The sequence below is a fragment of the Actibacterium sp. genome (assembly GCF_041584535.1).
Lineage (GTDB): Bacteria > Pseudomonadota > Alphaproteobacteria > Rhodobacterales > Rhodobacteraceae > Actibacterium_D.
Genome location: NZ_JBFHDW010000262.1, coordinates 1 through 3,731 on the forward strand (window position 1 = coordinate 1; position 3,731 = coordinate 3,731).

At 60.6% G+C, this 3,731-nt stretch carries 4 protein-coding genes; 1 reads left to right on the forward strand and 3 read right to left on the reverse strand.

Annotation, left to right across the window (positions count from 1 at the left end; all coding sequences use genetic code 11):
• Positions 1-1,154: alanine--tRNA ligase (alaS, locus tag ABYW26_RS11900; protein WP_372605109.1), on the reverse strand; the 1,154-nt coding region annotated here is incomplete at its 3' end.
• Positions 1,155-1,283: 129 nt separating this feature from the next.
• Positions 1,284-2,354, reverse strand: coding sequence for a recombinase RecA (gene recA / locus ABYW26_RS11905; protein ID WP_372605110.1), 1,071 nt, complete (start codon positions 2,352-2,354; stop codon positions 1,284-1,286).
• A gap of 189 nt (positions 2,355-2,543) precedes the next feature.
• On the opposite strand from recA, the gene ABYW26_RS11910 reads away from it, so the two are divergent.
• Entirely contained in the window at positions 2,544-3,173 is a 630-nt protein-coding gene (locus ABYW26_RS11910) for a gamma-glutamyl kinase (protein WP_372605112.1), read from the forward strand.
• Here the strand turns inward: ABYW26_RS11910 and ABYW26_RS11915 are convergent.
• Positions 3,152-3,731: response regulator (locus tag ABYW26_RS11915; protein WP_372605113.1), on the reverse strand; the 580-nt coding region annotated here is incomplete at its 5' end. The genes ABYW26_RS11910 and ABYW26_RS11915 overlap by 22 nt on opposite strands.

A 3,731-nucleotide genomic window follows, 5' to 3' on the forward strand; every position in this document is an offset into this window, starting at 1 on the left:
CCGGGCAGCGCCGCGCCGTCGGGCAGCTTGGCGAGCTCGTCGTCGAGCAGCCGGAGCCCGCGCTCGAGCGTGTTGAGAAAGCGTTCCTCCTCAAGCTTCAGCGTCTCGGAAATCAGCGCCTGGGCGCGGCCGAGCTCGGGATAGGCCTGGCCCATCTCGGCCACCAGCGTCGGCACCAGGCGGTGCATCACCGGGTCCTTGGCGCCGGCCAGGTGCGCATGCCGCATCGCGCGGCGCATGATCCGGCGCAGGACATAGCCGCGGCCCTCGTTCGAGGGCATCACGCCGTCGGCGATCAGGAAGCTTGTCGAGCGCAGGTGATCGGCGACCACTCGGTGATGCACGTTCTGCGGGCCGTCGGGGTCGGACGAGGTGGCGTTGGCGCTGGCCTCGATCAGGGCGCGCATCGTGTCGGTGTCGTAATTGTCGTGCTTGCCCTGCAACAGCGCGCCGATCCGTTCCAGCCCCATGCCGGTGTCGATCGACTGCATGTCCAGATCACGCATCGAGCCATCCTCGAACTGCTCGTTCTGCATGAATACGACGTTCCAGATTTCGATAAACCGGTCGCCATCCTCGTCGGCGCTGCCCGGAGGGCCGCCCCAGATATGGTCGCCGTGGTCATAGAAAATTTCGGTGCAGGGGCCGCAGGGACCGGTCGGGCCCATCTGCCAGAAATTGTCCGAGGTCGGGATGCGGATGATGCGGTCATCCGACAGGCCCGCGACCTTTTTCCAGATCGAGGCCGCCTCATCATCGGTATGGTAAACCGTGACCAGAAGCCGGTCCTTGTTGATGCCGAAATCCTTGGTCAACAATTCCCAGGCATAGGGGATGGCTTCGGACTTGAAATAGTCGCCAAAGCTGAAATTCCCCAGCATTTCAAAGAACGTATGGTGCCGCGCCGTATAGCCGACATTGTCCAGATCGTTATGCTTGCCGCCGGCGCGCACGCATTTCTGCGACGAGGTGGCGCGGGTGTAATCGCGGGTTTCGACCCCGGTGAAACAGTTCTTGAACTGCACCATGCCCGAGTTGGTAAACATCAGGGTCGGGTCGTTGCGGGGAACCAACGGAGAGCTTTCGACCACCGTGTGGCCGTTCCGTTCAAAGAAGTTCAGAAAAGTCGAACGGATGTCGTTCAAGCTCGGCATATTTCGGGCCTTTCAGGCAAAGCAAAACGGATCAATCCCGTTTATCGCCGCGCCGCCCCCCTGTCCACCGCAAGCTAAAGGCCGCACGCGGCTGCGCACGGCCTTTTTATAGGTTTTCACCATCGCGGCTCAGGCTTCGAGGATATCATCCTCGTCCGAAGCGCCCATGTCGAATTCCAGCCCATGCGCGGCGCGAATTTTATCTTCGATCGCCAAAGCAGTGGCCGGGTTTTCTTTCAGATAGGTTTTGGCATTTTCACGCCCCTGCCCGATCCGCTCGTCGCCATAGCTGAACCATGCGCCCGACTTGTCGACGACCCCGGCCTTGACGCCCAAATCCAGCAATTCGCCGGTTTTCGAGATGCCTTCGCCATACATGATATCGAATTCGACCTGTTTGAACGGCGGCGCCACCTTGTTCTTGACCACTTTGACGCGGGTGGCGTTGCCGACAACCTCGTCCCGGTCCTTGATCGCGCCGATGCGGCGAATATCCAGACGCACTGAGCTATAGAATTTCAGCGCATTGCCGCCGGTCGTGGTTTCGGGGCTGCCGAACATCACGCCGATTTTCATCCGAATCTGGTTGATGAACACCACGGTGCATTTGCTGCGCGAGATCGAACCGGTCAGCTTGCGCATCGCCTGGCTCATCAGCCGGGCGTGAACGCCGACGCTGCTGTCGCCCATATCGCCTTCCAGTTCGGATTTCGGGGTCAGCGCGGCAACCGAGTCGATAACAACCATGCTGACCGCGCCCGAGCGAACCAGCGTATCGACGATTTCCAACGCCTGTTCGCCGGTATCGGGCTGGCTGATCAGCAACTCATCCAGATCGACGCCCAGCTTTCTGGCATAAAGCGGGTCCAGCGCGTGTTCGGCGTCGACAAAGGCGCAAACGCCGCCTTTTTTCTGTTCCTCGGCGATGCAATGCAGGGTCAGCGTGGTCTTGCCCGAGCTTTCCGGCCCGTAAATCTCGATGATCCGGCCCTTGGGCAAGCCACCGATCCCCAGTGCGATGTCCAGACCCAGCGACCCGGTCGAGGTCGACTCGATCTCGGCCACTGGATTATCGCCACCCAGCTTCATGATCGATCCCTTGCCGAACTGTCGCTCGATCTGGGCCAGGGCGCTGTCCAGCGCCTTTTGTTTGTCCGCGTTGCGCTTGTCGCTCATGCTCAAAAGATCCGCTGTGGCCATTTCTGTCGTCCTTATTTCACACCCGGTGACGGGCGGCAATGATGCTCGTGTTCGCCTCTTGTTCTCATGTGTATGAGATCAAAAAGAGAACATTTCAACAGTTTTCTCTAAACAGCATGTTCTTTCCAAAACGGTTAAAGAGTAGTTTACAACGCTGAGGCGAAACGAAATTGCGACGGGAAGCTTGAAATGATGGTGTTTTGGAAGGCGCGTCTGGTGTTTCTTGCGGTCCCGAAAACCGGGACGCAGGCCTATGAGGCGGCGCTGGGTCAGCAGGCGGATATTGTGATGCGGCATCCGACCTCGGTCAAACATATGTCGGCGCAGAAATTTCGCCGTAAATTCGCGCCCTTGCTGGGTCCGGGCACCGGAAAATCGCTGAAAACCCTCGCTGTGATTCGCGAACCTGTGGACTGGTTGGGCAGTTGGTATCGGTATCGTCGGCGGCCCGAATTGAACGGCCATCCGAATTCGACCGCCACGCTTAGCTTTGACGATTTCGTTGACGGCTATCTGGCCGAGGTCCAACCAGCCTGGGCCAATGTCGGCAGCCAGTTCCGTTTTGTCAGCAATGACCGTGGCCATGTCATCACCGACCACCTGTTCCCCTACGAGGATCAGGTTGGATTGCGGGGCTTTCTGGCCCAGAGCCTGGGTTTTGACGTGCCGCCGCCGCCGCAGGTGAATCGTTCGCCCGACAGAACGCCCAGCCGACTGTCACCCGAGCTTGAGGACCGCTTGCGCCGGGACCACGCGGCGGATTTCGATTTGCATCAGGCGGTCACGCTGGGGCGCCCCTATTCCGGGCCGGACACCTGAGCGCGCACCGTCGCCACCAGTTCGTTCAGCGAAAACGGCTTGGGCAGGAACACTGAATTCGGGATCCGCGCCTGAGTTTCGGCAAAATCTTCTTCGGCATAGCCCGACATGAACACGACGCGGGCCTCGGGCCGGTCGCGCAGCGCCTGCCGCACCCAAGTCGGGCCATCCATGCCGGGCATGACGACATCGGTGACAAAGACATTGATATCGACCCGGACATTGCGCAGCAGTTCCAGCGCGTCCTCGGCGCTTTCGGCCTCAAGCACCGTATAGCCGCGCATCCGCAGCGCGCGCGAGGCAAAGGCCCGGACCGGCGCCTCGTCCTCGACCAACAGGATCGCCCCCTCGCCGCCTTGCGCTGTGTCGGGGCTGATCGGCGGCTTGGCGGGCCTCACCGGAACCGGCATGTCCGGCATCGGGATCAGGTCGTCCGGCCGCGGCTTGGCGACGGTCACATGACCCTGCCGCGCCGGAAAATACAGGGTAAAGCAGCTGCCCTTTCCAACCTCGCTATCCACGAAGATGAAGCCGCCCGATTGCTTGACGATGCCGTAA